Below are 26,923 nucleotides of genomic sequence, written 5' to 3'. Positions count from 1 at the left end.
TACGGTTCGGCGCCCCAGGCGTTTTCTGTGGTCGGCCCCGTGCAAGTCTGGCCCGCGAGGTTGTCTCAAAAGCGTGTCCCACTGGACCGATCCGTCGTCGCACGCGACCCTCTAGGACATGAACCGCACCGCGGCAATCGCATCCCTTCTGCTGGGCGGGTTCGCTTCCACCATCGCATTGACCTCGACGATGCCCGGAAACTTCGCCATACTCTCCGGCAACAGCGCGTACGCCGTAGTCCACAGCCCGACTGTTGGCGCGGCCCTCGGCTCGATTACCGCCTTGGTCACTGTCGTCCTCGTCAGGCGCTCCAGCGCCTTGGCCTGGACCGCCACGCTGGGACTCATACTGCTGGCCGTCGCGGCGTTGCCCGGTCCATGGCACTGGGGGCTCTATCCCCAATCCGTCGGTGCAGGGTTGCTCTTGGGAGCACTCACCGGACTGTGCAGCACGCATGCCCGTCCAGTTCTCCAGACCGCCTTGGCGACGGGAGCCATCGGGGGACTTCTACTCGCCGCGCCGATCGAGAGATACCGATCGACGCCCTCTAGACGCTATGCCGACTATCTCCCGGTCTCTGCCGAGCCGGCCGACACAGTCATGCTGAGCCTGCTGGCGATGATCGCGGTGGCGCTGCTGATCGCGCTTCGGCGGGGCGCCTTCGGTGTGCCCGACCTGACGACGGACGACGGGCTGGTCCGCGTGCTGGCGGTGGGCGTTGCAGTGCCGGTGGTCGGCGTGCTGCTCCACTGGTCGTTCGTCCGCGCCCTCGTCGGCATGAGCTCCACATCGGTGACAACACAAGGACACTGGGTGTTCGGACTGGTGCTGGTGCCGGTCTTCGTCGTTGGCTCTCTGTGGCTTCCTCGTCGCCACGGGATGGTGTTGCTCGCCGCCTTGGCGGTGATTTCAACCGGCTACGGCGTTTCCGGATTGTCCACCGACTCGTGGCCTTCTCTGCTCATACCTGCTGTGTTGATCGTGCTCGGCGCGGTATGTGGACGACGATGGCCGTACCCCCTTGCCGGCGTTGCCGCGCTCGCGGTCGTGGTGGTGTCGGCCGTGTTCGACGAACAGCCGTGGGACATGCTGCATGTCGGTGCCACGGAGCTTGTACTGCCGTGGGCAGCAGGTTTCACGGTGGCGGCGTGTCTGCCGTCGAGTGCGCCCTCCACTGCGATCTCCCTGGCGGCTCCCGCTGCTGTCACCGTGCCGGTGATCGCTCAGTTCGGGTGGACCGCTTACACACCCCTGACCACGTCGCACAGGCCGTCGTCGGGTGCGTGGCTCTCAGCCTCGACCGGAGTGACGGTTGCTGCAGTGGCGGTCTCCGGAGTCGCCATGTGGTGGTTGCAACGACGTCCGACGGAGCAATCGCCGTCGGCAGAGGAACCTGAGTGATGAAGTGCGTTGCATGCGGGTTGGACAGGTTGACCAGTTTCGGGACCGGCCAGGTCTCCACGACTGCGAAACGGGACCTAACGTCGTCGGACGGGCCCGCCCATCCTTGCCGTCCACGGCGAGCAACCGACTGCCGGTGTGCTCGTGCCGGTGGTGGCTCGACCGGTACCGCCTCGCCCACTGCGAGACAACTGCCCTGATCATTCCGGAATCGGCGTATTCCGGTCGCCATCCACGCGTGCACCGGGGTATCCGAGTCGCTTGCGCGGCCACGAAGCACGAACGGCCCACTGAGGGAGCGGCATTCGAGTTGTCGCCTGACATCCGCCACGACTGACTGACCGATTCCAGGAATGCTCGTTCACCCGCGGGGCTCGTTGAAAGGGATAGGTGAACCCGAACCGCGCTGATGGGTGAACACCCTGCCGTCGTCTCCGCCGGAAGTGGGGCCGGCTCGGGGACGTTCCGCGGCATCACACGCTCGCTGACGCCGTCACACACGTGTTGGTGCGGGCTTCGCCTGTGTGGCCACGTCACAAGGCGTGTGACGGCGCCAGGGGAGTGCATCCGACGTGCCCCTCACAGACGGGGGAGGAGCGCCCCGGTCGGAAACGGCGAAGGCCCCGAACTCGAATCGAGTTCGGGGCCTTCGCGGCTGACGGCTAGACGGTGATCAGTGCTTGCCGTCGTCGTCGGACGTGCTGTGGCCGTAGGTCTTGTCCTGGTAGGCCTTGAGGATCGCGAGCTGCTCGTGCTCGTTCTTGTGCTCCGCGGCCTTGAGGGCCTCGGACTCCTCGACCGGGTCGGCGGTCAGCAGGCTGCCGGAGCCCGGCTTGCCGGCCGAACCCAGCTTGTTCATCTTCTTCGGGACCGCGGCACCCATGTACTCGAGCGGGATCGGGTGGCCGTGGTCGTCCACGGGGCCGAGCGGCTGGTGGATCTCGACGTACTCACCGTGCGGCAGACGCTTGATCACGCCGGTCTCGATGCCGTGCTCGAGCACCTGGCGGTCGCTGCGCTGGAGACCCAGGCAGAACCGGTAGGTGAGGAAGTAGGCGATCGGCGGCAGGATCACGATGCCGATGCGGCCCATCCACGTCGTCGCGTTGATCGAGATGTCGAACTTGTACGCGATGATGTCGTTGATGCACATGACGGTCAGGATGACGTAGAACGTCAGTGCCATCATGCCGAGGCTGGTACGCACCGGGACGTCACGCGGACGCTGCAGCAGGTTGTGATGTGCGTCGTCCTTGGTGAACTTCTTCTCGATCCACGGGTAGGCGATCAGGACCGTGAACACCAGACCCATGATGATCGCGACCGCGAACACCGCCGGGACCGTGTAGGTGCCCCACAGGTAGATCTCCCACGCCGGCCACAGGCGGGCCATGCCGTCCGTCCACATCATGTAGATGTCGGGCTGGACGCCTGCGGACACCTGCGACGGGTTGTACGGACCCAGGTTCCAGATCGGGTTGATCTGAATCAGGCCGCCCATCAGCGCGAGGATGCCGAAGGTGATGGCGAAGAACGCGCCGGACTTGACCGCGAACACGGGGAGGATGCGGACACCCACCACGTTCTGCTCGGTGCGGCCGGTGCCGGGGAACTGGGTGTGCTTCTGGTACCAGACCAGCGCCAGGTGCGCGCCGATCAGGGCCAGGATGATGCCGGGCAGCAGCAGCACGTGCGCCACGTACAGGCGGGGGATGATCAGCTGACCGGGGAAGTCGCCGTCGAAGATCAGCCACTGCAGCCAGGTGCCGACGACCGGGACGCTCAGCGTGATGCCGGACAGCGCGGCGCGCAGGCCGGTGCCGGAGAGCAGGTCGTCGGGCAGGGAGTAGCCGAAGAAGCCCTCGAACATCGCCAGGATCAGCAGCAGGCAGCCGATGACCCAGTTCGCCTCACGCGGGCGTCGGAACGCGCCGGTGAAGAAGATGCGCAGCAGGTGCACGATGATCGACGCGGCGAACATCAGTGCGGCCCAGTGGTGGATCTGACGGACGAACAGGCCGCCGCGCACCTCGAAGGAGATGTTCAGCGCCGTGGCGTACGCCCGGGACATCTCGACGCCGCGGAGCGGCTGGTACGAGCCCTGGTAGATCGTCTCCGCCATGGACGGGTCGAAGAACAGGGTCAGGTAGACACCCGAGACGAGCAGGATGACGAAGCTGTAGAGCGCGATCTCGCCGAGCAGGAAGGACCAGTGGGTCGGGAAGACCTTGTTGATCTGCCTGCGCATGCCGGCCGCAAGGTGGTAGCGGGAGTCCATGCTCTCGCCCGCCTTGGCGGCGTGAACTGCGACCTTGGACTGGCCGCCGGTGGTGGTTGTCATGAGGGACGCTCCCAAAATCCGGGTCCGACAGCTTCGACGAAGTCACCGTTGGCGACCAGGAAACCCTCTTTGTTGACCGTGAGCGGCAACTGGGGGAGTGCACGGGCGGCCGGTCCGAAAATCGGCTTGCCGTACTGCAGGGCGTCGAACTGCGACTGGTGGCACGGGCAGAGGATCCGGTTGGTCTGCGCCTCGTACAGCGAGGTCGGGCAGCCCAGGTGGGTGCACAGCTTCGAGTACGCGAAGTAGTCGCCGTAGTTGAAGCTCTCCTGGCCGCGACGCTTGACGGCGCGGGCCGTGTCCTCGGTGCGCAGGCGGATCAACATGATCGGGTTGTCGGCACGCTTGAGGGCGTGTCCGAGGGCCTTCGGGTCGTCACGCTCCGACTCGCGGAACGGGAACACCGTCTCCATGCCGCCTGCGTCCAGGTCCTCCGGGCGCACCAGGACGATGTCGTCGGTGCGGCCGGTGTAGCGGCGCAGGTAGATGGTCTCGCCGGGGAACTTCGGGGTCCAACCGGTGGTCCACAGGTCGGACTTGTCGCCCTTGGCCCACGGGTTCTTGATCATGCCGCCGAGCGGCATGATCGCCATGACACCGAGTGCGCCGGCACCGAAGCCGAGGCTGCGGGTGATCAGCTTGCGCCGACCGAGCGTGGAGGTCTCCAGCGAGTCGCTGAGCTCGGCCACGATGGTCTTCTGGTCGACCAGCGAGGAGCCGCCGTCGTGGCGGTCCTGGATGGAGATCTCTTCGGGGATGAACTTCTTGGTGAAGAGCACCGCACCGACGCCGACACCGAGGATCGCGATGCCCATGGTCAGGCCGAGCATCGGCGTGTACAGGTTGTACGCGCTGTAGCCCTCCTCGCCGACGCCCTTGAACTGCCAGGGCCAGAAGAGGAAGACACCGACGAACGCGAGAGCGGCCAGACCGGCAATCGTGAACCAGATGGCGACGGAGCGCTCAGCGCGCTTCTCCGCCTTGGTTCCCTTGACGGGCCAGCGTTCGCGGCGGAACGCCACGTCGACACCGTCGAGGTTGGTACCGAGTTCGACGAGCTCGTCACGGCTCATTGCCGCGAGTTCGTCCTCGGTGGGGATACGTGGCGTATCGCCGTGACCGGCGTCGCTCATGACCTTGCTCCGATCCACAGCGCTGCGCTGACGACAGCGGCGATTCCGATGACCCACATGGCGATGCCCTCGGGGCCGGTGCCCAGGCCGCCGAGGCCGTAGCCACCGGGGTTGCTGGCCTCGGCCGAGTTCTTCACGTAGGCGATGATGTCCCGCTTCTCGTCCGGGCTCAGCTGGCGGTCGGAGAACTTGGGCATGTTCTGCGGACCGGTCTGCATGGCCTGGTAGATCTGCTGCTCGCTCGCCGGCTCCAGCGGGGGCGCGAACTTGCCGGAGGACAGCGCGCCGCCCTGACCGGTGAAGTTGTGGCACGACGCGCAGTTGAGCCGGAACAGCTCGCTGCCGCGCGCGATGTCGTCGCCCCGCAGGGAGGTCGACGCGACCTCGCCGTTGGCGTCCCGGATGACGGTGGGGCCGCCACCGTTGGCCTGGATGTACGCGCCGATGGCGTCCGTCTGGCTCGCGTCGAACTTCGGCGGCTTGCGCAGCACCTGAGCCTCGTTGCGTGCGGCCGGCATGCGACCCGACGAGACCTGGAAGTAGACGGCGGCCTCGCCGACGCCGATGAGGCTCGGGCCACGGTCCTGAACGCCCTGCAGGTTGACACCGTGGCAGGTGATGCAGGACGTGTCGTAGAGCTGCTTGCCCTCGCGGATGAGCGCTGCCGAGTCGTCAGACGCGGTCGCTACCTGCGGGGTGGGGGTCAGGGCCGCGGCGAGGAAGCCTGCGCCGACAAGCCCCATCATCAGGACCATGGCGCCGGTGACGCGCCTACGGAACTTTCGCTGACGACGGGTTTTCGAGGCAGACGCGCTGTCGGCGACTGCTGAAGGGGGGGATGAACTCATCTGTATCCCTTTGGTCTCGCGGGACGGACTGAACGGACTGGGCTGAGTACCGCGTTCAGCTTCTAGCGGATGAAGTAGATGGTGGCGAACAGGCCGATCCACACGATGTCGACAAAATGCCAGTAGTACGAGACGACGATGGCAGAGGTCGCCTGCGCGGGGGTGAACTTACTGAGTTTGGTACGCACGAGCAGGATCACGAAGGCAACCAGGCCGCCGATCACGTGCAGTCCGTGGAAGCCGGTCGTCATGTAGAAGACCGAGCCGTACGCGCTGCTCGAGAACGTCGTGCCGGTGTGCACCAGGTGGTAGTACTCGTAGCCCTGCCCGAGCACGAAGACCGTGCCCATGATCAGGGTGATGGTGTACCACCGTCGGAGGCCGAATACGTCACCTCGCTCGGCGGCGAAAACGCCCATCTGGCAGGTGAAAGAGGAGGCCACCAGAATTGCGGTCACGGGGACCGCGAGCATGAGGTTCAGCTCGGTGGGCTCCGGCGGCCAGTTGCCGTTCGCCTGCGCGCGCGCGACAAAATACATCGCGAACAAACCAGCGAAGAACATCAACTCGCTGGACAACCAGACAATGGTGCCGACGCTGACCATGTTCGGCCGGTTCAGCGAGTGCACGCGCTGGGTGATTGCGGATCCTTGGGTCCCTACTGCGCTCGTCACAGACAGAAGTATGACGCCTTGTCGTAAGAGATGAGTACCCGGGTCCGAGATGGGCGCGTCGTAGCCCGTACCAAGTATGCACGCCGGGACGATTGTGCAGGTAGACCGCTGTGCGATGGTGAGTCAATGGAAAAGAGACATTGGTGGCGGGGGCTGTTCGGACGTCGGCGGGCGGTCCCTCTGGACCGCGGCCGGAGCGATCTGGTGGTGGTCGCGGAGAGCTTCGACGACGCCGAGGCGTGCAGCCGCGCGTTGGACCGCGCGGCCGAGTCCGAACCGCGGTGGACGGCCTCCGCGGAGGCCGTCCTGCGGCACCATCTGCGGGTGCCGGCCGACCGGCGCGAGTGGCTGGTCGGGATCGCGGCCCAGACCGGCTACACGGAGGCGTCGACGGACGCGGTGGCCGCAGGCGGGGCGCCGGCCTACCGGGCGGTGCCCGCGGACGTGGACGCCGGGCTGGTCGCGTTGGTGGTGCAGCGCACCGAGGTGCTCGACGCGGTGCACTGTTCGCAGGAGCGCTCCCGGATGGCGGGTCTCGCGCAGCGCGCAGGCGGGTGGGCACTCGGATGGGACGCACTGCAGCCGCCGCAGGATCGCGCAGGCGGCACTGACTAGGCTGCATCCGAATTCAGCGGGCGCGAGGGAAGAGGCAGTTGCGATGGGAAGTTGGCCAGAGGTACTCGGCGCGCTGACGGACGGGCGTGATCTCGATTCCGCGACGACGGCGTGGGCGATGGACGAGATCATGTCGGACAACGCGACGTCGGCCCAGATCGCGGCGTTCGGCATCGCGCTGAAGATGAAGGGGCCGACGGCCGCCGAGGTGTCCGGCATCGCCGACTCGATGCTCGAGCACGCGCGGACCATCGACGTCGACGGTGACGCGGTGGACGTCGTCGGCACCGGCGGTGACCGCCAGCAGACGGTCAACATCTCGACGATGGCCTCGGTGGTGGTGGCGGCCGCGGGGATCCGCGTCGTCAAGCACGGCAACCGGGCGTCGTCGTCGAAGAGCGGCGGGGCGGACGTGCTCGAGGCGCTCGGCGTCCGTATCAACCTGGCACCGGATGCGGTCGCCCAGTGCGTGCGCGAGGTCGGCATCGGGTTCTGCTTCGCGCCGACGTTCCACCCGGCCTTCCGATTCACCGGTGCCGCGCGCAAGGAGATCGGCATCCCGACCGTGTTCAACGTGCTCGGGCCGTTGACCAACCCGGCACGTCCGCGGGCCGGCCTGATCGGCTGCGCGTTCGAGGACCTGCAGCCCGTCGTGGCGGGTGTGCTGGCCGGTCGCGGCACGTCGGCGCTGGTGGTGCGCGGCGACGACGGGCTCGACGAGATCACCACCTCCACCACGAGCACCGTCTTCGTCGTCTCCGGCGGCCGGGTGCGCGAGGACCGGATCGACCCGACCGCCCTCGGGATCGAGCGGGTCCCGCTGGAGGCCCTGCGCGGCGGGGACGCCGAGGTCAACGCGGCGATCGCCCGGGCGGTGCTGGCAGGCGAGCGGGGTGCGGTGCGCGATGCCGTGGTGCTCAATGCGGCCGGTGCGATCGCCGCCCACAGTGGGCTCGAGAACGGTCTGGACGAGGCCCTGCGGTCCGGCATGGTGCGAGCGGCCGAGGCGATCGACACCGGTGCGGCGGCCGTGCTGCTGGACCGCTGGGTGAGCGTGAGTTCCTCGCTGGCCTAGCGGCGTGGGCGGCGCCCGTCGTTCGCAGGCGGGGCCGTCACTCTCCGACGGACGGCGGGGCCGTCACTCCCCGATGGAGAAGGCTGCCTCGACGTCGGCGCTGGCGTAGGAGCGGAAGGCGATGTGCGTCGTCGTCCGCACGACGCCGTCCACCTTGTTGATGACGCCGGTGACCACGTCGGCGATCTGGGCGTGGTCGCGGACCTTCACGACGGCGATCAGGTCGACGTCGCCTGCGCACGAGTAGACCTCGGACACGCCGGGGATGTCGGCCACGGCCTGGGCGGTCTCCGGGATCCGGTTCGCCTCGGCGTGAATGAGGACGATGGCGTTGATCATCTCGCTCCTTGTGTACAGCTGTGGATCCTGGTAGATCGGCGGCGGGCCGGCGGGTCGCCGTCCGCTCCGTTCCTGCGTGCCCAGACTAGGCGCTCGCGCTGCGGGCGAGTGCACACCACTCCTGCCAGGCGCCGGCGCCGCGCGCGGGTTCGGTGTACCCCTGGCTGGTCCGCACGATGCGGACTCCCGGCTGTTCGAGCCAGCTCGCGATCAACCCGACCTCGCCTGCCGTCGTGCCGCGCAGCGGGGACGGTTCGTCGATCACGGTCTCCGCGGCCGCGGTGAGCATCTCCACGACCGGCATCGGCGGGACGCCGCGTTCGGCGACGCCTGCCGAGGCGAGCCGGCCGGCCCGCACGACGGCCAGGTCCCAGCCCCCGCCCTCCCGTGGCCGGGCGGCGACCAGTTCGTCGATCGCGGCCAGCGCGGCGAGTCGCTGGCCGCGGCGCAGGGCGGCCGCCAGCGCGGCGGTGCGGTCCCGCACCCGGGCGGCGCTCTCGAACAGCTCGGCCGCGCCGAGTTCGCCGACCCGGTCGCGGAGGCGGTGCAGGGCGGCGTCGTCCAGGCCCCGGATCAGCTCGACGGCGGCCTGCGGAGCGGACCGGTACTGCTCGGCGGACTGCGGCGCGCTGCCGGCCGGGCAGCCCCCGGCGACCGCGTCCGGACAGTCCGCGCCGTGCACCCGGTCGTGGCGAATCTTCTTGGTGCAGGTGCGAATTCGGCACTCGACGGCGATCGTGGCGGCCACGTCGGCGGCGTCGGTGCGGGACGAGAACGGACCCAGCGAGTCCGGCGTGGCCCGCCGGGACACCGACAGTCGGGGGAACGGCTCGTCGGTCAGGGTGATCCACCAGGCCCGCCGGGGGAACTTCGATCGCCGGTTGTACGGCGGCGCGTGGGCGGCGAGCAGTCGCAGCTCGCGCACCGAGGCCTCGAGGCCGTGGGCGCACTCGACGTGGTCGACGCGGGTGGCGAGCGCCACCATCTCCTTCATGCGGGCGCGGGTCTCGGAACCGGTGAAGTAGCCCCGCACCCGGCGCTGCAGGTTCACCGCGGTGCCGACGTACAGGGCCTCGTCCGAGGGTCCGCGGAAGAGGTAGACGCCCGGGGTCCGCGGCAGGTCCGCCGCCAGGCCGCGCTTGCCGCGCTGCGCGGCGGAGACGTTGGGCAGGTAGTCGACAAGTTCCGCGTAGCTGTGCACGCCCAGGCCGCCGACCCGTTCGAGCAGGGCGTGCAACACGTCGACGGTGGCGCGGGCGTCGTCGAGCGCGCGGTGGGTGGGCTGGGTGTGCACCTGGAACAACGAGGAGAGTGCGGAGAGCTTCACCGAGGGCGCCTCCTCCCGGGAGAGCACCCGCCGGGCCAGCTTGACCGTGCAGAGGGTCTGGAACGGCGGCCAGGGCAGGTCGCAGCGGGCCGTGGCGGCCTTGAGGAAGCCGATGTCGAACGGGGCGTTGTGGGCGACCAGGACCGCGCCGCGGGCGAACTCGAGGAAGCTGGGCAGCACCCGTTCTATCCGGGGTGCGTCGATCAGCATGGCCGAGGTGATTCCCGTGAGCTCGACGATGAAGGGCGGGATGCTGCGGCCCGGGTCCACCAGGGTGGCCAGCTCGCCGAGAACCTCGCCGCCCCTGATCTTCACCGCGCCGATCTCGGTGATGGCGTCCTCCCCGGCGCTGCTGCCCGTGGTCTCGAGGTCGACGACCACGAAGGTGGTCTCGCGCAGCGGGGAGTCCAGCTCGTCGAAGGACAGCTGGCGCGGCGTCGAATTCTGGGCACTCACATCGGTGAGGCTAGGGCGAAGGGCCGACACGTCCGACCCGGCCCAACCATGAGCACCGTTATCCGGGAGAAGCGGCCCGACGACGCGCCCCGCACCGTGTCGGTGACCAGCGTCACACGGGTTGCGGCACCGAGGGGGCTCGCGGCGCGGGCCCCGGGGGTGCGGGCGCCCCGGATCCGGCCCTCCCGGTCGCGGTTCGGGTCCGCGGTGGCGACCCGGTGGCCGGGCCGGTGTCCGTCGCCGGGATCGGTACTGAGCAGGGCGAACTACCGGCTACCGCGGTCCGGGTCGGCGCCCGGGGCCCGGCCGGGCGGCGACGGCGCGGCGCAGCAGACCGCTCGGTCGTTATCTTGCCGTGATCTTGTGGTCGCCAGGGGGCGAAATCATGCCGGATTTGGGGCATTTGTCCGGCGGAACCGGCCACACGAGTCGACACGGGTGGGGGGCTTTCGTAATCTTCCTGAGACCTAGTGAGTTCTTGCCAAGCCAACCGGTGCGGCATCGCTGGGACCGCCTAATCGATTTCCCGCGAGGGCAGTCGTGCCGGGAACCCAAGTTTCCTCTGGGGTGAATCCCGTCGGAGCGCGCACCGCGTGCCGACGGGTAGGGCTGATCTTCCCAGCCCGAACCCGTCAGCTAACTCGGTCGGCGGTCGAGTGGAAGAAACGGAGCACCACCTTCTCGTGGCCACACACAGTTCCAAGCATTCGATGCGTCGGGTCGTTCTTGCCAGTGCTCTCGCGCTGGGCGCCGTCACCGCTTCCGCGGCCCCGGCGTTCGCCGAGCCCGTGACCGTTCCCGGCATCGGCACCTTCGACATCCCGGGTGTCCCCGCCCAGACCATCGAACTCCCCGTGCTGCCCGGCCTGCCGCCGCTGCCCGCAGTTCCGGCGGCCCCCGGTGCGCCCGCCCTCGCGCCCATCGTCACCGCAGGTGAGAAGGCCGTTCAGGCCGCCGCCAGCAAGATCGGTTCCCCGTACGTGTGGGGCGCCGCCGGCCCGGACTCCTTCGACTGCTCCGGCCTCGTGCAGTGGGCGTTCAAGCAGGCAGGCATCGTGTTGCCGCGCACCAGCTACGACCAGGCGGCCGCAGGCGTCTCAGTGTCCACCTCGGCCCTGCAGCCCGGCGACGTCGTCTCCTTCTACGGCGGCTCGCACTCCGGCATCTACGCGGGCAACGGCGAGGTCATCCACGCCGCCACCTCCGGCACCCCGGTCAAGCGCGCGCCGATCTCGTCCATGCCGATGGACGGTGCTCGCCGCTACTAGAGTGCCCCGCGCACCCGAGCAGCTCGGCGCCTGACGCGAACGGGCCCGACGATCCGACAGGATCGTCGGGCCCGTTCCGTATTCGGCGGCAGGGCCTGCGGCGGGTCCGGCGCGGAGCTGGGGTGTCGAGTGGGTGGACACGTTCTATGCCATTCCGTAACCTGGCCGAGACCTCCGAAACTATTGCCGCGCCACCGGGCGCGACAGCGGGGTCTCCGCCACGGCGGGCCGGCGCCGACCAGGCGCGGCCACCCACCCTCGAGCCGGTGGCGCAGAACGCAGAACGGAGCCTGATCAGTTCGTGGCGTCACGTCGATCGAAGCGGTCCAGGTGCGGAACCCTCGCAACAGCAATGCTCAGTGTGGCGATCCTCGCGGCGTCCGTCGGGACCGCGGGCGCCGACCCCGCGCTGGACAACCCGACGGCGGCGCTGGACCGGCTCGCCGAACTCTCCAGGGAGTCCGAGCAGACCACCGAGGCACTGCACAATGCGCAGATCGACCTGGACTCGAAGCTGTCGGTCCAGCACGACGCCGAGGCGCGCAACGCCGGTGACCGCGCGCTGCTCGACGCCGCCAAGGCGACCATCGCGCAGTTCCAGCCCGCGGTCGACCGGCTGACCGCCGTCAACTACCAGGGCGGACGGGTCAACCGACTGTTCGCGGTGATGGTCTCGGACTCGCCGCAGCAGCTGATCGACCAGATGTCGACGCTGAGCGTGATCTCCGCGGAGACCTCGGCGCAGGTCAAGCAGTTCACGGACGCCAGCGACCGGGCCGCCACTGCCGCGGAGGCCTCGCAACGGTCGGCCGACGACGCCCGCACCGCCACCGAAGAGGCGAAGTCGATCAGCGACGACCTGCAGCGCAAGCAGAGCGACCTCCAGGTGCAGATCGAGGAGGTCACCAAGGCCTTCGACGCGTTGACCGCATCGGAGCGGGAGGCGCTCGCCGGCACCCCGTTCCCGCCGGGCGTGGACCTCGGTGCCCTGCTCGCGAACCTGCCCGCAGGCTCCAACGCCGGCGCGGTCGAGGCCGGCCTCACGCAGGTGGGCAAGCCGTACGCGTGGGGTGCCACCGGACCGGACGGCTACGACTGCTCGGGACTGATGGTCTGGGCGTATCGGCAGATCGGCAAGACGCTGCCCCGGTCGAGCCAGGCGCAGGCCGCCGGCGGGACGCCGGTGCCCAAGTCCGAGTTGCAGCCCGGTGACCTGGTTCTCTACTACGACGATGCCTCGCACGTGGGCATGTACATCGGCAACGGGAACATCGTGCACGCGTCGACCTACGGCGTTCCCGTCAAGGTCGCACCGATGGATGCGTACCCGTTCTACGGGGCCAGACGCTACTGAGCGCAGACCGCGGGACCGACCGGCCGACTTCCGTGACGTCCGAGCATGTGACGCCCGAGCCCGGGGTGGAGGCCGTGGCCCGTCCGGGCCGCCGCCGGATCCGGCCCTGGGAGGCGCTGGCGCTGGCGGGTCTGCTGTGCGCGCTCGGCGCCGCGGGCGGGGTCGCGCTGCACGCGGGCTCGGCGGTGGCCCCCGATGCCGGTACCACGGCCTCGGCGCCGGTCAACCCGTTCGAGCAGGCGCGCCGGGCGGGTGTGCAGGTCCTGCTCGACCGCTGGGCGGCCGCGGTCCGGAACGGGGACGGCGCCGCGTTGGCCGCGCTCTTCGACGAACACGCGGTGCCGGGGTTCCTCGACGCCGAGGTGCGGCGGGCGAACAACCTGTCCGGGGTGCCGCTGGCGGACTGGGGCTACGAGATCGGCCACGATCCCGAGGTGCCGGTGCCGACGGACCTCGCGGAACAACTCGCCGCGACGGATGTGTGGGCGCCGCCGGTGTACCTGCGGTACGCCGTCGCGGGTGCCGATGCCGCACCGACGCGCAAGCCGGTCTCGTTGGTGGTGGCCCGGCGCGGGGACGAGTGGAAACTGGTCACGGACCGGGACCTGCCCGGGGCGCGCTCGACCTGGCGTGGTCCCTGGGACTTCGGCCCACTGGTGGCCCGTGAGGTGACGACCGGGTCGAACACGTCGGTGGTCCTGGGACATCCGGACCAGCAGGCGTGGGTGGACGCGGTGGCCGACGAGATGCAGACCGCGGTACCGGCGGTCGCCGAGTTGTGGGGCGCCGACTGGGCCCGGCGCGCGGTGGTGTTCGTCGCCTCGGGTCAGGAGGAGTTCGCGGCGCAGGCCGGACCGGAGCACAGCGGCGCCGACATCGCCGCGGTCGCGGTCTCGGACGCCGTGGTCCCCGGGTCGCCGGTCACCGGACAACGGATCGTGTTCAGCCCGGCGGCGGCGAACCGGCTGACGGCGGTCGGCCTGCGCTCGGTGCTCCGGCACGAGCTGGCCCACGTCGCGGCCCGCTCCGGCACCCGGGACGGCTCGCCGCTGTGGGCGCTCGAGGGCTTCGCCGACTACGCGGGGCATCGAGGTTCGGGGGTCACAGTGGCGGGGGCGGCGCCGACGGTGGCGGCCGCGGTGGCCGCGCACGGACCGCCCGCACGGCTGCCCTCGGACGCCGACTTCGCGGCCGGCGGCGAGCGCGCGGTGGTGGCCTACGAGCTGGCCTGGTCGGTGAACGCCTTCGTCGCCGACGAATTCGGCGAGAGCGCACTGCGTGAGCTCTACCGCGCGCTCGCGGCCGGACCGGTCGACGCCGCCGCCCTCGACGGCCGGTTGCGGGCGACGCTGGGTCTCACGACCGCGGAACTGGTGTCGCGGTGGGGCACCTGGGTGACGGCCCACGTGGCCTGACGCCTACGGTGGAACCATGCGTCGAACCCTGTTGGTGACTAACGACTTTCCGCCTCGACCCGGGGGAATCCAGTCCTACCTGCAGTCCTTCGCCGCCGCGTTGCCGGCCGAGGAGCTGGTGGTCTACGCCCCGCGCTGGCGCGGCGACAGTCACGAGAAGTTCGACGCGCGCCAGCCGTTCGAGGTGGTCCGCCACCCCACGACCCTGATGCTGCCCACCCCGCTGGTGGCCCGGCGCGCCGCGAAGCTGGTCCGTTCGCGCGGGTGCGACAGCGTGTGGTTCGGCGCCGCGGCGCCGCTGGCGTTGCTGGCGCCCACGCTGCGCCGGGCCGGGGCGGAGCGGATCGTCGCCAGCACCCACGGGCACGAGGTGGGGTGGTCGATGCTGCCGGTCGCCCGGCAGGCGCTGCGCCGGATCGGGGAGCACACCGACACAGTCACCTTCGTCAGCAAGTACACCCGCGGCCGGTTCGCGTCCGCGTTCGGTGCCGACGCCGCCCTCGAACACCTGCCGCCGGGCGTGGACACCGAGGTGTTCCGGCCGGACCCGGCGGCGCGAGCCGAACTGCGGGCCCGGTACGGGCTGGGGGATCGCCCCACCGTCCTGTGCCTGTCGCGGCTGGTGCCGCGCAAGGGGCAGGACATGCTGATCAAGGCGCTGCCGCAGATCCGACGGTCGATCGACGGCGCGGTGCTGGTGATCGTCGGCGGCGGACCCTACGAGGATGCGTTGCGGAAGTTGGTCCGTGAGGTCGGCGTCGAGGACCACGTGGTGTTCACCGGGACCGCCCCGTCGGCCGAGCTGGCCGCGCACCACACCATTGCGGACGTGTTCGCGATGCCGTGCCGGACCAGGGGAGCGGGCCTTGACGTGGAGGGCCTGGGCATCGTGTTCCTGGAGGCGTCGGCCTCCGGGGTGCCGGTGATCGCCGGCAACTCCGGTGGGGCCCCGGAGACGGTGCGCGAGAACGAGACCGGGCATGTCGTGGACGGCACCTCGGTGCGCGCGATCGCCGATGCCGTGGTGTCGGTGCTGGCGGACCGCGACCGGGCCGCGGAGATGGGCGCGGCCGGTCGGCGCTGGGTCACCGAGCAGTGGCGCTGGGATGCGTTGGCGGCCAAGCTCGCCGGCCTGCTGCACGACTAGGCGCTCCGCCCCGTGAGTTCGGCCGGCCCCCACCGGGGCAGGCCGAACTCACGGGGCGGAGCAGCCGCCTACTTGGCGTAGATGGCCTCGATGGCCTCGGCGTAGCTCGCGTGGATGACGTTGCGCTTGAGCTTCAACGTCGGGGTGAGCTCACCGGTGTCCTCGCTGAAGTCGACCGGCAGGATCTTGTACTTCTTGATCGACTCGGCATGCGAGACCAGGGTGTTGGCGTCGGCGATGGCGGCGTCGACGTCCGCGATCAGGTCCGCGTCGGCGAGCAGGTCGGCGACGGTGGCCGCGGCCGGCTTGCCGTTGCGTTCCTTCCAGCCGGCCCAGGCTTCGGCGTCGACGGTGATCAGGGCGCCGATGAAGGGCTTCTGGTCGCCGACCACGATCGCCTGGCTGATCAGGGGGTGCGCGCGCAGCTTGTCCTCGAGGCCGGCGGGGGCGACGTTCTTGCCGCCCGCGGTGACGATGATCTCCTTCTTGCGGCCGGTGATCGTGGTGTACCCCTCGGAGTCCAGCGAACCGAGGTCGCCGGTGTGGAACCAGCCGTCCCGGATCGCCTCGGCGCTGGCCGCCTCGTTGCGCCAGTACTCGGAGAAGACCACCGGACCGGACAGCAGGATCTCGCCGTCGTCGGCGATCCGAACGGCATTGCCGGCCAAGGGCTTCCCGACGGTGCCGATCTTCTGGTTGCCCGGGGTGTTGACGGCGATCGCGGCGGTGGTCTCGGTCAGCCCGTAGCCCTCGTAGATGGTGACGCCGATGCCGCGGAAGAAGTGGCCGAGCCGGGCCCCGAGCGGTGCGCCGCCGGAGATGGCGAGCTGGCACTGGCCGCCGAGGGCGGCCCGCAGCTTCGAGTACACGAGCTTGTCGAAGACGGCGTGCTGCACCTTGAGCAGCAGGCCCGCGCCGCCGGTGTCCTGGGCCTCGCTCCACTGGACGGCCACGTCGGCCGCCTTGTCGAAGATCTTGCCCTTGCCCTCGCCGTGCGCCTTCTGGCGGGCGGTGTTGTAGACCTTCTCGAACACCCGGGGTACCGAGAGGATGAAGTCCGGCTTGAACTCGCCGAAGTTCGCCACCAGGTTCGGGATGTCGGCGGTGTGACCGAGGGTGGCGCCGGCGTCGAACGCGCCGAGACTGACCGCGCGGGCCAGCACGTGCGCCAACGGCAGGAACATCAGGCTGCGCCGGCCCGGCTGCAGCAGCGAGCCGAATCCGGAGGTGGTGATGCCCCGCGACTCGGCGATCAGGTTGCTGTGGGTCAGCTGGCAGCCCTTCGGGCGGCCGGTGGTGCCGGAGGTGTAGATCAGCGTGGCGGGGTCCGCGGACCGCAGCGCCGTCGTGCGCGCGCGGACCTCGTCGTCGGCGACGTCCGCGCCGGCCACGGTGAGCTCGGCGACCGCGCCCGGGCCCGCTCCGGACTCGATCTGCAGGACCTTGCGCAGCGCAGGCGATTCCGCGGCCACCTGCGCGACGGCCTCGCCGTGGGTGTCGTTCTCCACCACGAGGAGGACGGCGGCGGAGTCCTCGAGGATCCAGCGCACCTGGTCGGCGGCCGAGGTCTCGTAGATCGGCACGGTGACGCCGCCCGCGGCCCAGATGGCGAAGTCGATCAGCGGCCACTCGTACCGGGTGGCGGACATCAGCCCGACCCGGTCGCCAGGCTGCACGCCCAGCGCGATCAGGCCCTTCGCGACGCCGGTCACCTGGGTGGCGAACTCGGCCGCGGTCACGTCGGTCCAGGTCGAACCGGTCAGGCGTCGGTAGACGACCAGGTCGGGACGCTCGGCGGCGTGGGTGAAGACCGAATCCACCGCCGACGCGTTCTCGGGAATGGTGAATGTGGGGGGAACGCTGAACTCACGCACGAAGACCTCCGACGCAGCGGCACTGACGGGTGGATACCGACTAGTAGCTTAGAACTTTGTGACCACTTTAACTCCTGCCGGTGTGCCCTGGACCACGCCCGCCGAGGCAGATGTGTGAAGCTTGCCGGGTGAGCAGCATTCAGGTCGCGGACCAGACGTTCATCGCGGCGGAGCCCGCACTAGTCGCCGGTTGCCTCGGCGTGCCGTCCAAATGGCGCCGCTGGTGGCCGGACCTCCGCGTCGCCGTCGGGGAGGACCGCGCGGAGAAGGGCATCCGCTGGACCGTGACGGGGTCGTTGACCGGCACGATGGAGGTCTGGCTCGAGCCGGTGCTGGACGGCACCATCGTGCACTACTTCCTGCACGCCGAGCCGGCCGTGGGGGATCCGGCGAAGCTGGACCTGGCGGCGTTGAACCGGTCCGCGCGCCTCGCGGGCAAGGAGATGACGTTCGAGGCCAAGCGCGAGCTCGAGGCCGGCCGGCCGGCGGGGGTGGCACCCGCCGCGTTCGCGGCCACCCGCGACTAACATCGCCTCGAACGGCCCGGCGGTTTCCCGCCGGGCGTAGCGCTGTCGGGCCGGGGACGGTCCGGGCAGGGTGGTACCTGCGGAGCTGTGGAAAGGAAGCGTCGCCCGATGGCCGACAAGACCAACAGGTCGATCAGCATCGCCGCATCCCCGGAGCGGGTGATGGACGTGATCGCCGACTACGACGCGTACCCGCAGTGGGTGGCGGCGGCCAAGTCGGTCGAGGTGCTCGAGGTCGGTGCGACCGGTCGGGCGAGGCGGGTCCGGTTCGTGCTCGACGCGGGCATGGTCAAGGACACCTACGTGCTCGAGTTCGACTGGGCGGCGGACGGCCGTTCGGTGCGCTGGGAGCTGGTCTCCGGTGAGATCCAGAAGGCGCAGTCCGGCTCCTACACCCTGGTCGGCGACCCGGACGGGTCCACCACCGTCACCTACGAGCTCACGGTCGACCTGAACATCCCGATGATCGGGCTGTTCAAGCGCAAGGCGGAGAAGGCGATCACCGACACCGCGCTCAAGGAATTGAAGAAGCGGGTCGAGGGCTGACCGCGGAGGATGCCGACGCGCCCACGCAGGTGCAGTTCGTCGTCGGCAAGGGGGGCGTCGGCAGGACGACCGTGGCGGCGGCGACCGCGGTAGCGCTGGCGCGGCGGGGCAGTCGCGTTCTGGTCGTGTCACTGGACCAGGCGCACTCGCTGGCCACGGTGTTCGCAGGCGCGCCTGCGTGCCGGGGGGACGCGGACGCGGTGGCCGCGGTGACGGACCGGATCGACCTGCTCGAGCTCGACACCCTGACCCTGCTGGAGCGGCGGCTCACGACGCTGGCGGCGCTGGTGCCCCGGGGTGGGGACCACGACCACGAGTCGCCGCTGACCCTGCCCGACGCGCAGGAACTGACCGGGCTGCCCGGTGCCCAGGAACTGCTCGCGCTCGGCGAGGTGACCCGGCTGGTCGACTCCGGCGAGTGGGACGCGGTGCTGGTGGACTGCCCGGCGACGGCGGACGCATTGCGGTTGCTCGCCGTGCCGGAGATGTTCGCCGACTACCTCGAACGGATCTGGCCGATGCACCGGCGGGCCCTGGTCGGTCCGGCCGCGGCGCAGTGGCAGCTCGTCGCGGCACTGCTGGTGGACCGGCTGGTCGCCGCCACGGTGCCGATCCGGCAGCTGCTCGGCGACCACACCCGTGCAGGCGTACGGCTGGTGGTCGGGACCGGGGCAGTGGCTCTCGCCGAGGCGCGGCTGACCGTCACCGGACTCGCGCTGCTGGGCCTTCGTCTCGACGAGGTCCTCGCCAACGGCCTGGTGCCGCAGTACGACGTGGACGGCGAACTCGGTGCCGGCCCGGAGCATCCCGCGCTGCGCCGGGCCCGCCGACGCCGGGCCGCGCAGGACGCGGGCCTGGCGGCGCTGCGGGCCGACCTGGGTGCGGTGCCGCTGCGCACGGCCGACGAGCACGCCGTCGAGCCGGTCGGTTTGGCCGAGCTCGAGGTCCTGGCCGCCGCGCTGTTCCCGGCGCAGGCCGCGCCGTTGCCCGACCGCGGGTCCGCCCCGTCGCGGGAGCACACGGTGGCGCTGGAATCGGGGTCGGGACTGGAGTCGCTGTACGCGATGCGGGTGCCGTTGCCGTTGGCCGATCCGACCGGTCTGACCCTCGGTCGCGTCGAGGACGACCTGGTCGTCGGCGCGGCGGGCCTGCGCCGACGGATCCGGTTGGCGTCCGTGCTGCGTCGCTGCACGACGGTGGGCGCGGACTTCGAGGGTGACGACCTGGTGGTGCGTTTCCGCCCGGATCCCCAGGTGTGGCCGCAGTGACCGGCGACCACGGCGAGCTGATGCTGGAGCTGCGTGAGCTGGCGCTGGCCGTGCTCGACCGACTCGAGCCGATGATCGAGCCGCTGCTGGAGCGGGCGGCGGCCACGGCCGCCGAGCCGGCGGCGTCGGAGCCGGGCGGGCCGCATGGTGAACAGTCGCCCGCGACAAAGGAATTCGGCTGCGCCTGGTGCCCGGTCTGCGCGCTCGCCGCGTTGGCCCGCGGGGAACAGCACGACCTGCTGACCCTGCTCGCCTCGCAGGCCGCCGCGTTGCTGGCGCTGATCCGGGCCCTGCTCGAGCAGTACGGCCCGGGCCCGGGTCCGGCGCCCGAGGGCGGGCCCGCCGAGGCGCCGGGCGACGACCTGCCGAGGCCCGGGCCGCGCGGATTCGTCCCGATCGTGGTGCATGTGGAGGACAATCCCTAGACCATGGGCACACGAGTGGGGACCGGGCAGTCGCTGACCGTCGGCATCGACATCGGCGGCACCAACATTCGCGGTTCCGTGGTCACCGACGACGGCGTGGTCCTCGACTCCGTCCAGGCCCCGACGCCGCGGTCCGCAGGCGCCCTCGAGGACGGTCTCGACCGGGCGGTGCGTGAGCTGACCGGGCGGCACCGGATCGCCGCGGTGGGTCTCGCGGTGGCCGGCTTCATCGACCTCGAACGCACCACGGTCCGCTTCGCCCCGCACCTGCCGTGGGTCGACGCGCCCGTCGCGCGGGACCTCGGGGAGCGACTCGGGCTGCCGGTGGTCCTCGAGCACGACGGCAACGCCGCGGCGTGGGCCGAGTACCGGTTCGGTGCATCGGCAGGCGGCCGCAACGTGGTGACGGTGGCGATCGGCACGGGGATCGGTGCGGCGCTGCTGGTCGACGGCGTCCTGTATCGCGGCAGCCACGGTGTGGCACCGGAACTCGGGCACCTGCAGGTGGTGCCCGGCGGTCGCGCCTGCCCGTGCGGGAAGCGCGGTTGCTGGGAGCGGTACTGCAGCGGAACGGCGTTGGCGGACACCGCGATCGAGATGCTGGCGGCGAATCCGTCGGAGTCCGTGCTGCTGGCCCGGGAGGTGGCGGCCGATCCCGGTTCGCTGACCGGGCGCCGGGTGGCGGGCGCGGCGCAGGAGGGCGACCGGGTGGCGGTCCGGGCGATGGCCGACTTCGCGCACTGGCTCGGCGTCGGGTTGGCGACGGTCGGCGACGTCTTCGACCCCGACCTGGTGGTGATCGCTGGTGGGGTGGCGAGTTCCGCGGCGCTGTTCCTGGACGACGCGCGGGCGTCCTACGCGCGGCTGGTCACCGGGGCGGGGCACCGGCCGCTGGCCCGGATCCGGGCGACCCAGCTCGGCGGGGCGGCCGCGATGATCGGGGCGGCCGACCTCGCTCGCGCCCTGGTCTGAGCCGCGATGTCGTGCCCGGATGTGCCGGATGTGCCGGGTGTGACGGAGGTGGCCGCAGTTGCCCGCTGTGGCGACCCTCATGCCTGCTCGGTACAGTCGTCATCAGCGAAAACACGTGCGAAGACGGCAGTCATGGGGAAGGCGTCATGTGGTACTGGTTGTTCAAATACGTTCTCCTCGGACCGGTTCTGTACGTGCTTGGGCGTCCCAGAATCGAAGGCGCGGAGCATCTTCCGGCCAGTGGTCCCGCGATTCTCGCGAGCAACCACCAGGCCGTGGTGGATTCGTTCTACCTGCCGCTGCGTTCGCCCCGGCGGATCACCTTCCTGGCCAAGAGCGAGTACTTCACCGGGACCGGCCTCAAGGGCCGGTTCCAGCGCTGGTTCTTCTCGGTCGCGGGACAGGTGCCGATCGACCGGACCGGCGCCGACGCCGCCAGTGACGCGCTGCGCGCGGGGCTGAAGGTGCTCGCCGACGGAAAGCTGCTGGGCATCTACCCGGAGGGCACCCGGTCCCCGGACGGCCGGCTGTACAAGGGCAAGACCGGCATGGCGCGGATGGCCCTCGAGGCAGGCGTCCCGGTGATCCCGGTCGCGATGATCGGCACCGACAAGCTCAACCCGATCGGGTCCCGGTTCCCGAGGCCGGGCAGGATCGTGGTCAGGATCGGTGCGCCGCTCGACTTCTCGCGATTCAACGGCATGGGCGGCAACCGATTCGTCGAGCGGGCCGTCACCGACGAGGTGATGTACACCCTGATGAAGCTCTCCGGTCAGGAGTACGTCGACGTGTACGCGGCCACGCTGCGCACTGCGATTCCCGCCGCGCGGGTACCTGACGTCCCGGCGCGCTGACCGGACCGGTTCAGGAGGCGGGGGCCAGGGCGTCGTCGCGGGCCGGTGCGGCCGCCGTCGGTCGCCCCGTCCCGGCAGGCGCGAGGCGAACGACCGCGACCAGGACCAGGCTGGCCAGACCCCACCACACGTACGACGACGCGAGGAACTGGTCCCACAGCGGCCAGTCGAGGCCGCTGGTGCGGCCCGGCGTCAACCGCCAGTGCGGTGCGATCACGAACAGCGCGATGCCGGCCAGGGTCCAGCTCGCCCACAGCGCGCGTTGCCACTGCGGCTGGGGGGTGCGCCCCAGCGCCAGGTGCCCGAACACCATCAGCATCGGAACCACCCACACCCAGTGGTGCGACCAGGACACCGGCGAGGCCAGCAGCCCGAACACCGCGGTAGCGGTCAGCGCCAGCGCGGGCCGCTGCGAGCCGAGGGACCGCCGCACGGCGACCACCGTCACGGCCAGGGTCAGCAGGCAGGCGAGCACCCACACCGGGGTGCGGACCGCCGGGTCGAGGCCGAGCCGGGCCAGCATGCCGGTGAACGACTGGTTCGCGGGATAGGCGGGCAGCCCGATCCGGCCCGAGTCCACCAGGGTTTCGGTCCAGTACGTCTTGGCGTCGGAGAAGGACACCAGGAAGCCGACCGCGGCGCCGCCGAGGAAGCCGACGCCGGTCATCACCGCCGCCCGGAAGTCCTTGCGCAGCAGGAAGAACAGTACGAAGACGGCCGGCGTCAGCTTCACCGCCGCGACCAGGCCGACGAGCAGTCCGCGTGGCCACGGCGTCCGGGGGAGCAGGCAGTCCGCGGCGACGAGGGCCATCAGGGCGATGTTGACCTGGCCGTAGTCGAGGGTGGAGTACACCGGCTCGAGCAGCAGGGCGCCTGCGAACAGGGCGCCGGCGGCCCAGGTGACGGTGTCGCGGCCCGCCAGGCCGAGCGAGCGCAGCGTCAGCAGGATCGTCCCGAGCAGCAGCACCAGGGACACCGCCGTCAGCGCGAGGCTGGCGTGCTCGAGGCTCAGCGCGGACATCGGGCTGAACACGATCGCCGCGAGCGGCGGGTAGGTGAACGGCAGCGGCTTGCCGAGGGCGGTCATCGGGAGCGCGCCGTAGAGCGGGACGCCGTTCGCCAGCGCGGTGCCGCCGATCCGGTAGACGTCGAGATCGAGTCGGTAGTAGTCGCCGAGCTTGCGCAGGCCGGGGAACCCCACCAGGTTGTACGCCACGCCGACCACCACGGCGGTCAGCACGGCAAGGCGGGCCGCCGCCGAGTTCGTCCAGGCGAGCCAGGGTGCCGGTGCGTCGAGCGTGTCCAGGCGGGGCGTTGCGGTCCCAGCGTCGGGGGCAGTCGGCACCAGTGATCCTTCGGTTCGGGGGCGGGCGTACTCCCAGTGTGCACGGCGCATAGGCTTTGCGGGTGCGCTACTTCTACGACTGTGAGTTCATCGAGGATGGTCGCACAATCGACCTGGTCTCGATCGGTGTGGCTGCCGAAGACGGCCGTGAGTTCTACGCGGTGTCCTCCGAGTTCGACCCGTCCAGGGCAGGCAAGTGGGTGCGCGCGAACGTGCTGCCGAAGCTGCCGCAGCCGTCGTCGCCGTTGTGGCGCACACGCAGGCAGATCCGGGACGACCTGCTGGACTTCCTGGTCCCGCGGGACTCGGTCACGCCGGAGCTGTGGGCCTGGGTCGCGGCGTACGACCACGTCGCGCTGTGCCAGCTGTGGGGCGACATGACGGCCCTGCCCCGGTCGCTGCCCCGGTTCACCCGTGAACTGCGGCAGTACTGGGAGGACAGCGGGTCGCCCGCACTGCCGTCCGCCCCGGACGACGCCCACGACGCGCTCGCCGATGCCCGGCACAACCTGGTCAAGTACGAGGCGATCCGGGCGTCGCTGGCGTTGCGCTGAGTGCGACGTCCGGATGGTCGCCGCCGGGTGAATTGACGGCCCCTTCGCTGCGGCGGAACGGTGCCGTGAATATCCTGTAGTGGTGAACTGGACTGTCGACGTGCCGATCGACCGCTTGCCCGAACTTCCGCCGCTGCCCGCAGCGCTGCGAAAGCAGCTCGACGAGGCGCTGAGCAAGCCCGCCGCCCAGCAGCCGTCGTGGCCGCAGGACCAGGCGGCCGCGATGCGCACCGTGCTCGAGAGCGTGCCGCCGATCACCGTGGCCAGCGAGGTGGAGGCCCTGCAGGCCCAGCTCGCCAGCGTCGCGCGGGGCGAGGCCTTCCTGCTGCAGGGCGGTGACTGCGCCGAGACGTTCGCGGACAACACCGAGCCGCACATCAAGGGCAACATCCGCACCCTGCTGCAGATGGCCGTGGTGCTGACCTACGGCGCGAGCCTGCCGGTGGTCAAGGTCGCCCGGATCGCCGGCCAGTACGCCAAGCCGCGTTCGTCGGACGTCGACGCGCTGGGGCTCAAGTCCTACCGCGGCGACATGGTGAACTCGATCGTCGCCGACGAGGCGCTGCGCGCGCACGACCCGTCGCGGCTGGTGCGCGCCTACGCCAACGCCAGCGCCGCGATGAACCTGGTGCGGGCCCTCACCGGCGCCGGCATGGCCGACCTGCACCGGGTGCACGACTGGAACCGCGAGTTCGTCGCGGCGTCGCCCGCAGGCGCCCGCTACGAGTCGCTGGCGGCGGAGATCGACCGCGGCCTGCAGTTCATGAACGCCTGCGGCGTCACCGACCCGACCCTGCACCAGGCGCAGATCTTCGCCAGCCACGAGGCGCTGGTGCTGGACTACGAGCGCGCCATGCTGCGGCTGGACAACGACGACGACCACCCCAAGCTCTACGACCTGTCGGCGCACTTCCTGTGGATCGGTGACCGCACCCGCCAGCTCGACGGCGCGCACATCGCGTTCGCGGAACTGGTCTCGAACCCGATCGGCCTGAAGATCGGGCCGTCCACGACGCCGGAGATGGCGGTCGAGTACGTCGAGCGCCTGGACCCGACCAACAAGCCGGGCCGGCTCACGCTGATCTCCCGGATGGGCAACGGCAAGGTCCGTGACCTGCTGCCCGCGATCGTCGAGAAGGTCCAGGCCACCGGCCACCAGGTGATCTGGCAGTGCGACCCGATGCACGGCAACACCCACGAGGCGTCCACCGGGTACAAGACCCGCCACTTCGACCGGATCGTCGACGAGGTGCAGGGCTTCTTCGAGGTTCACAACGGCATGGGCACCCACCCGGGCGGCATCCACGTCGAGCTGACCGGCGAGAACGTCACCGAGTGCCTCGGCGGTGCGCAGGACATCTCCGACCTGGACCTGTCCGGTCGCTACGAGACCGCCTGCGACCCGCGGCTGAACACCCAGCAGTCCCTCGAACTGGCCTTCCTGGTCGCCGAGATGCTGCGCGGCTGACGCCACGGATCTGAATCTCCACACCTCGGCCGCGAGCATCGTAATGCTCGCGGCCGAAGTGTTTCCCGGGCCTGCGTGCAATCCCACTGCCGAGGACGGGTCCGCTGCGGCCGACCCGACAGCTCTGCCCGCCGGATCCCGGTAGTTCTCACCGGGGACAACGGCAGCGGGGTGCGGTGTGATCGACGGGACGTCGCTCGGCGTCGACAACATCACCAGCGCAGAGGATCGACTTGAATCGTTCAATCATCGTTGCATTGGCAGGCGCCACCCTCGCGTTCGGCACCGTGGCTTCGGCCGCGGCGGTCACGTCCCCCGATGGGGGGCTTCCGGGGCTGTCCTTGCATGTGTCCCCGCCTCCCGGCGGGTACGTCGTGGGTGTGAACACGACCCTCTACCTGGACGGGATCGGGGGTTCGATGTACCCCGTCCCCCAGTCGGGATGGGTGACCCTCACCGACAACGGAGCCTGCTTCAACTCCTACTGGCCGGGCAATGCTCCCACGGGATACAGCTCTCATCCGTGGATGCCGACGACGGACGGCGCCCACACGATCAGTGTCACCCACGGGGGCAAGACGGTGTCGGAGACCGTCATGGTCGGTCCGGCCCCGGACGGCGCCCCGGTGCCGACTCCGGAGGCCCCGGGATGCGGCAGCGGGAGCCTCGACGCCGTCGGCCTCGGCAGCCTGGACGGCCTGGGCAGCCTGGGCAGCATCGGATTCTGACCGTTCGGCCGCAAACCTCGGACACCTAGGTCCGGAACCTGCAGTTCACCCGGGTCGCACACCGTGCGACCCGGGTGAACTGTTGTCTCGCCGCCCGGCACCGCGTCCGGTCCCGCTCGGAATGTCGGTGGCCCGCGTTACGTTCAGACCGTCGCGCGAGAGGCACGCAGGCATGACCATCGGAGTGAGGAGATCGCCATGAAGATCACCGGACCGGAAATCGGCACGCCCTGCTGGGCCGAGCTCGGCACCACGGACATCGCGGCGGCCGGCGCGTTCTACGGCGGCCTGCTCGGCTGGACACCGGAGCAGGATCCGAATCCGGAGGCCGATGGCTACACGATGATGCTCCTGGACGGGGATCCGGTCGCCGCGGCCAGCCCGCTGTACCAGGAGGGGCAGCCGGTCGCCTGGACCGCCTCGATTGCGGTGACCGACGCGGACGCGACCGCGCGGGCCGCCGTGGCGGCGGGCGGCACCGTGATCGCCGAACCCATGGACGTGTTCGACCTGGGGCGGTTCGCCGTGCTGGCCGACCCGGCGGGCGCGGTGATCTCGATCTGGCAGGGCCGAAAGTTCCACGGCGCCAGCCGACTCAACGAGACCGGAGCGCTGTGCTGGATCGAGCTGCGGACCCGGGACACGGCAGGCGCGCTCGAGTTCTACACCACGGTCTTCGGGTGGAGCGTCAACGCCGGGGACGGCTACACCCAGTGGGGCATCGGCGGCCAGGACTTCGGCGGGATGATGGCCATGGGCGAGGACTTCCCGGCGGGGATCCCGCCGCACTGGGCGCTGTACTTCGGGGTGGACGACGTCGACGCGGCGGTGGCGAAGGCACAGGACCTCGGCGGCGTGGTGCACGTGCCCGGTACCGACATCCCCGGCACCGGGCGGTTCGCCGTGCTGACCGACCCGCAGGGCGGTGCGTTCGCGGTGTTCACCCCGCTGGGCTGACCGAACCGCCG

Annotated in this window: 25 protein-coding genes and 1 riboswitch; of the genes, 17 read left to right on the top strand and 8 right to left on the bottom strand. The window is 70.4% G+C overall.

The features are described 5' to 3' along the window. Positions 1-118: 118 nt before the first annotated feature. Positions 119-1,402 carry a hypothetical protein gene (locus tag ACFO6S_RS00625; protein WP_378413157.1) on the top strand — a complete coding sequence of 428 codons (1,284 nt, stop codon included), beginning with the start codon at positions 119-121 and terminating at the stop codon, positions 1,400-1,402. A gap of 673 nt (positions 1,403-2,075) precedes the next feature. On the opposite strand, the gene qcrB is transcribed toward ACFO6S_RS00625, so the two are convergent. The 4 genes from qcrB to ctaE all read right to left on the bottom strand — a co-directional run bounded on the left by qcrB (position 2,076) and on the right by ctaE (position 6,398). After that, positions 2,076-3,743, bottom strand: a complete 1,668-nt coding sequence (gene qcrB / locus ACFO6S_RS00620; RefSeq protein WP_378413155.1) for a cytochrome bc1 complex cytochrome b subunit — start codon at positions 3,741-3,743, stop codon at positions 2,076-2,078. Beyond that, a complete protein-coding gene (gene qcrA, locus ACFO6S_RS00615; RefSeq protein ID WP_378413154.1) occupies positions 3,740-4,876 on the bottom strand; it encodes a cytochrome bc1 complex Rieske iron-sulfur subunit in 1,137 nt (378 codons plus the stop codon). The genes qcrB and qcrA overlap by 4 nt, the downstream gene beginning before the upstream one ends. Beyond that, positions 4,873-5,724: a cytochrome bc1 complex diheme cytochrome c subunit gene (gene qcrC / locus ACFO6S_RS00610; protein WP_378413152.1), complete on the bottom strand. Its 852-nt coding sequence runs from the start codon at positions 5,722-5,724 to the stop codon at positions 4,873-4,875. The genes qcrA and qcrC overlap by 4 nt, the downstream gene beginning before the upstream one ends. 62 nt (positions 5,725-5,786) lie before the next feature. Then, a complete protein-coding gene (gene ctaE / locus ACFO6S_RS00605; protein WP_378413150.1) occupies positions 5,787-6,398 on the bottom strand; it encodes an aa3-type cytochrome oxidase subunit III in 612 nt (203 codons plus the stop codon). Positions 6,399-6,524: 126 nt separating this feature from the next. Between ctaE and ACFO6S_RS00600 the strand changes: the two genes are divergently transcribed. Further along, positions 6,525-7,013 (top strand): hypothetical protein, encoded by a 489-nt coding sequence (locus tag ACFO6S_RS00600; RefSeq protein ID WP_378413149.1) that lies wholly within the window; start codon positions 6,525-6,527, stop codon positions 7,011-7,013. 43 nt (positions 7,014-7,056) lie between these two features. After that, positions 7,057-8,088 (top strand): anthranilate phosphoribosyltransferase, encoded by a 1,032-nt coding sequence (trpD, locus tag ACFO6S_RS00595; RefSeq protein WP_378413147.1) that lies wholly within the window; start codon positions 7,057-7,059, stop codon positions 8,086-8,088. 63 nt (positions 8,089-8,151) lie between these two features. On the opposite strand, the gene ACFO6S_RS00590 is transcribed toward trpD, so the two are convergent. Both ACFO6S_RS00590 and ACFO6S_RS00585 read right to left on the bottom strand, forming a co-directional pair. After that, entirely contained in the window at positions 8,152-8,427 is a 276-nt protein-coding gene (locus ACFO6S_RS00590) for an Lrp/AsnC family transcriptional regulator (protein WP_378413145.1), read from the bottom strand. 85 nt (positions 8,428-8,512) lie between these two features. After that, a complete protein-coding gene (locus tag ACFO6S_RS00585; RefSeq protein WP_378413144.1) occupies positions 8,513-10,210 on the bottom strand; it encodes a DEDD exonuclease domain-containing protein in 1,698 nt (565 codons plus the stop codon). Positions 10,211-10,711: 501 nt separating this feature from the next. Beyond that, a riboswitch (cyclic di-AMP (ydaO/yuaA leader) is annotated at positions 10,712-10,876 on the top strand. 17 nt (positions 10,877-10,893) lie between these two features. Here ACFO6S_RS00585 and ACFO6S_RS00580 point away from each other — a divergent pair. The 4 genes from ACFO6S_RS00580 (at position 10,894) to ACFO6S_RS00565 (ending at position 15,394) form a co-directional block, all read left to right on the top strand. Continuing rightward, positions 10,894-11,478: an NlpC/P60 family protein gene (locus tag ACFO6S_RS00580; protein WP_378413142.1), complete on the top strand. Its 585-nt coding sequence runs from the start codon at positions 10,894-10,896 to the stop codon at positions 11,476-11,478. Positions 11,479-11,830: 352 nt separating this feature from the next. Beyond that, positions 11,831-12,832, top strand: coding sequence for a C40 family peptidase (locus tag ACFO6S_RS00575; protein WP_378413140.1), 1,002 nt, complete (start codon positions 11,831-11,833; stop codon positions 12,830-12,832). Between the two features lie 32 nt (positions 12,833-12,864). Then, complete coding sequence (locus ACFO6S_RS00570) at positions 12,865-14,247, top strand: hypothetical protein (protein ID WP_378413138.1); 1,383 nt, start codon at positions 12,865-12,867, stop codon at positions 14,245-14,247. Positions 14,248-14,263: 16 nt separating this feature from the next. Continuing rightward, on the top strand, positions 14,264-15,394 hold the full coding sequence (locus tag ACFO6S_RS00565) for a glycosyltransferase family 4 protein (protein WP_378413136.1): 1,131 nt from the start codon (positions 14,264-14,266) through the stop codon (positions 15,392-15,394). A 68-nt stretch (positions 15,395-15,462) separates the two neighbouring features. Here ACFO6S_RS00565 and ACFO6S_RS00560 read toward each other — a convergent pair whose 3' ends face one another. Then, on the bottom strand, positions 15,463-17,268 hold the full coding sequence (locus ACFO6S_RS00560; protein WP_378413134.1) for an AMP-dependent synthetase/ligase: 1,806 nt from the start codon (positions 17,266-17,268) through the stop codon (positions 15,463-15,465). A 128-nt stretch (positions 17,269-17,396) separates the two neighbouring features. Between ACFO6S_RS00560 and ACFO6S_RS00555 the strand changes: the two genes are divergently transcribed. The 6 genes from ACFO6S_RS00555 (at position 17,397) to ACFO6S_RS00530 (ending at position 21,860) form a co-directional block, all read left to right on the top strand. Beyond that, the gene (locus ACFO6S_RS00555) at positions 17,397-17,795 is read left to right on the top strand and encodes a polyketide cyclase / dehydrase and lipid transport (protein ID WP_378413133.1); all 399 of its coding nucleotides are present in this window, start codon (positions 17,397-17,399) and stop codon (positions 17,793-17,795) included. Positions 17,796-17,903: 108 nt separating this feature from the next. Then, positions 17,904-18,341, top strand: a complete 438-nt coding sequence (locus ACFO6S_RS00550; protein WP_378413131.1) for an SRPBCC family protein — start codon at positions 17,904-17,906, stop codon at positions 18,339-18,341. Positions 18,342-18,370: 29 nt separating this feature from the next. Next, positions 18,371-19,609, top strand: coding sequence for an ArsA family ATPase (locus tag ACFO6S_RS00545; RefSeq protein ID WP_378413129.1), 1,239 nt, complete (start codon positions 18,371-18,373; stop codon positions 19,607-19,609). After that, positions 19,597-20,034 (top strand): hypothetical protein, encoded by a 438-nt coding sequence (locus ACFO6S_RS00540; protein ID WP_378413128.1) that lies wholly within the window; start codon positions 19,597-19,599, stop codon positions 20,032-20,034. The genes ACFO6S_RS00545 and ACFO6S_RS00540 overlap by 13 nt, the downstream gene beginning before the upstream one ends. A gap of 3 nt (positions 20,035-20,037) precedes the next feature. Beyond that, entirely contained in the window at positions 20,038-21,006 is a 969-nt protein-coding gene (locus ACFO6S_RS00535; protein ID WP_378413126.1) for an ROK family protein, read from the top strand. 146 nt (positions 21,007-21,152) lie between these two features. Then, positions 21,153-21,860 (top strand): lysophospholipid acyltransferase family protein, encoded by a 708-nt coding sequence (locus ACFO6S_RS00530; RefSeq protein ID WP_378413124.1) that lies wholly within the window; start codon positions 21,153-21,155, stop codon positions 21,858-21,860. Between the two features lie 10 nt (positions 21,861-21,870). Here the strand turns inward: ACFO6S_RS00530 and ACFO6S_RS00525 are convergent, their stop codons facing one another. Beyond that, positions 21,871-23,208 (bottom strand): glycosyltransferase 87 family protein, encoded by a 1,338-nt coding sequence (locus tag ACFO6S_RS00525; RefSeq protein ID WP_378414029.1) that lies wholly within the window; start codon positions 23,206-23,208, stop codon positions 21,871-21,873. A gap of 59 nt (positions 23,209-23,267) precedes the next feature. On the opposite strand from ACFO6S_RS00525, the gene ACFO6S_RS00520 reads away from it, so the two are divergent. The 4 genes from ACFO6S_RS00520 (at position 23,268) to ACFO6S_RS00505 (ending at position 26,912) form a co-directional block, all read left to right on the top strand. Continuing rightward, complete coding sequence (locus ACFO6S_RS00520; protein WP_378413122.1) at positions 23,268-23,759, top strand: polyadenylate-specific 3'-exoribonuclease AS; 492 nt, start codon at positions 23,268-23,270, stop codon at positions 23,757-23,759. An 82-nt stretch (positions 23,760-23,841) separates the two neighbouring features. Next, positions 23,842-25,227, top strand: a complete 1,386-nt coding sequence (locus ACFO6S_RS00515; RefSeq protein WP_378413120.1) for a class II 3-deoxy-7-phosphoheptulonate synthase — start codon at positions 23,842-23,844, stop codon at positions 25,225-25,227. 380 nt (positions 25,228-25,607) lie between these two features. Further along, entirely contained in the window at positions 25,608-25,955 is a 348-nt protein-coding gene (locus ACFO6S_RS00510) for a hypothetical protein (protein ID WP_378413118.1), read from the top strand. A 198-nt stretch (positions 25,956-26,153) separates the two neighbouring features. Further along, on the top strand, positions 26,154-26,912 hold the full coding sequence (locus ACFO6S_RS00505; RefSeq protein WP_378413116.1) for a VOC family protein: 759 nt from the start codon (positions 26,154-26,156) through the stop codon (positions 26,910-26,912). Positions 26,913-26,923 lie beyond the last annotated feature (11 nt).

This window comes from Rhodococcus kronopolitis, assembly GCF_042654025.1.
In the GTDB taxonomy this organism is placed as follows: Bacteria; Actinomycetota; Actinomycetes; order Mycobacteriales; family Mycobacteriaceae; genus Rhodococcus_G; species Rhodococcus_G kronopolitis.
This window is presented reverse-complemented; position numbering and strand designations above follow the sequence as displayed.

Excerpts from the sequence above, each read along its gene's own strand:
- ACFO6S_RS00625 (WP_378413157.1), top strand. The coding sequence starts at position 119 with ATGAACCGCACCGCGGCAATCGCATCCCTTCTGCTGGGCGGGTTCGCT.
- qcrB (WP_378413155.1), bottom strand. The coding sequence starts at position 3,743 with ATGACAACCACCACCGGCGGCCAGTCCAAGGTCGCAGTTCACGCCGCC.
- qcrA (WP_378413154.1), bottom strand. The coding sequence starts at position 4,876 with ATGAGCGACGCCGGTCACGGCGATACGCCACGTATCCCCACCGAGGAC.
- qcrC (WP_378413152.1), bottom strand. The coding sequence starts at position 5,724 with ATGAGTTCATCCCCCCCTTCAGCAGTCGCCGACAGCGCGTCTGCCTCG.
- ACFO6S_RS00600 (WP_378413149.1), top strand. The coding sequence starts at position 6,525 with ATGGAAAAGAGACATTGGTGGCGGGGGCTGTTCGGACGTCGGCGGGCG.
- trpD (WP_378413147.1), top strand. The coding sequence starts at position 7,057 with ATGGGAAGTTGGCCAGAGGTACTCGGCGCGCTGACGGACGGGCGTGAT.
- ACFO6S_RS00590 (WP_378413145.1), bottom strand. The coding sequence starts at position 8,427 with ATGATCAACGCCATCGTCCTCATTCACGCCGAGGCGAACCGGATCCCG.
- ACFO6S_RS00575 (WP_378413140.1), top strand. The coding sequence starts at position 11,831 with ATGCTCAGTGTGGCGATCCTCGCGGCGTCCGTCGGGACCGCGGGCGCC.
- ACFO6S_RS00565 (WP_378413136.1), top strand. The coding sequence starts at position 14,264 with ATGCGTCGAACCCTGTTGGTGACTAACGACTTTCCGCCTCGACCCGGG.
- ACFO6S_RS00550 (WP_378413131.1), top strand. The coding sequence starts at position 17,904 with ATGGCCGACAAGACCAACAGGTCGATCAGCATCGCCGCATCCCCGGAG.
- ACFO6S_RS00535 (WP_378413126.1), top strand. The coding sequence starts at position 20,038 with ATGGGCACACGAGTGGGGACCGGGCAGTCGCTGACCGTCGGCATCGAC.
- ACFO6S_RS00530 (WP_378413124.1), top strand. The coding sequence starts at position 21,153 with ATGTGGTACTGGTTGTTCAAATACGTTCTCCTCGGACCGGTTCTGTAC.
- ACFO6S_RS00505 (WP_378413116.1), top strand. The coding sequence starts at position 26,154 with ATGAAGATCACCGGACCGGAAATCGGCACGCCCTGCTGGGCCGAGCTC.